This is a genomic window from Carboxylicivirga fragile, from assembly GCF_050589805.1.
GTDB lineage: Bacteria > Bacteroidota > Bacteroidia > Bacteroidales > Marinilabiliaceae > Carboxylicivirga > Carboxylicivirga fragile.
The window spans coordinates 1-1,308 of sequence record NZ_JBNGOY010000113.1 but is presented as its reverse complement, the minus strand read 5'-3'; the positions used below and the strand labels follow the sequence as shown (position 1 = coordinate 1,308).

General features: G+C 33.7%; 1 protein-coding gene. It reads left to right on the top strand.

Annotated features, from left to right (window positions below; genetic code table 11):
- The first annotated feature begins 122 nt into the window (after positions 1–122).
- Positions 123–1,289 carry an IS4 family transposase gene (locus ACRD7B_RS22700; protein WP_430826961.1) on the top strand — a complete coding sequence of 389 codons (1,167 nt, stop codon included), beginning with the start codon at positions 123–125 and terminating at the stop codon, positions 1,287–1,289.
- Positions 1,290–1,308: the final 19 nt, after the last annotated feature.

Genomic DNA, 1,308 nt, shown 5'->3' with positions numbered 1-1,308 from the left:
TTACTAGTGATGCGTTAATTTTTAAAAACAATTTGCAATAAATTATATTTCAACAACATACAAACGTTCTTTGATTTTTTGATTTGATTTGACTTTTAGCTTTGCACTTTTAATGCGAAGCTATGAATTCTGGTAAATACGTTTTTGCTCAGCTATTACAGTTTATTAATCGGTACGAGTTTGATAAACTTGTAATAAAATTCAATGGTGATTATCGAACAAGGGATTTCAACTGCTGGAATCAGTTTATTCAATTGTTCTTTGGTCAACTAACAGCGAGAAACTCTTTGAGAGATATCTGTACATGTTTAAAAGCTCATCGAAATAAACTTTATCATCTAGGAATAAAGCAATATGTGAATCAATCCACATTATCAAGAGCCAACGAGAACAGAGACTCAAGGATCTTTGCCGATTTTGGTAATTACCTAATCCAAGAAGTAAGACCGCTGTATTCAGGCTCTTCTATTCCTGATGTAGACATCAATAATGAAGTGTTCGCTTTGGATTCGACAACGGTTTCACTTAGCCTTAAACTATTCAGTTGGGCTCCGGGCAAATATTCTAGAGGAGCAATAAAGATTCATACGCTGCTGGATTTAAGAGGAAGTATTCCTTCATATATCCTTATTACCGATGGCAAATACCATGACAGCAATGTTCTTGATGTTATTACTCCTGAAGTAAATGCAATTTATGTCATGGATAAGGCTTATATCGATTTCAAAGCATTATATCGCATGCACGAATCAGGAGCATTTTTTATATCCAGGGCAAAAACAACAATGGATTTTACTGTCATTGAGACCAATTATAATATTGATGAAACCACTGGATTAAGAAGCGATAAAGTCATCATGCTCAATGGTTACAAATCCAAGAAGTTGTATCCTGAACCATTAAGACTGGTTGAGTTTTATGATGATAAAAAAGATACCGTCTTAACTTTTATAACAAATAACACATTCGCTTCAGCACTTGAGATTGCTCGTTTATACAGGAATCGTTGGCAGATAGAAATCTTTTTCAAGTGGATAAAACAGAATCTAACCATCAAGAAACTATGGGGGCACTCTGAAAATGCCGTCAATATCCATATATGGGTAGCAATTTGTACTTATCTCATTGTTGCCAAAGTCAAGCATTCATTGAAAAGTGAACTTTCAATTTATGAGATCATGCAAATTTTAGGCATTTCTGTGTTTGATAAAACACCAATACAAGAACTGCTTACAGAATATCAAATCAATCAAGATGTCAAAGAACAACTAAAATTATTTGGTGACTAATTTTAACGCATCAGCAGTA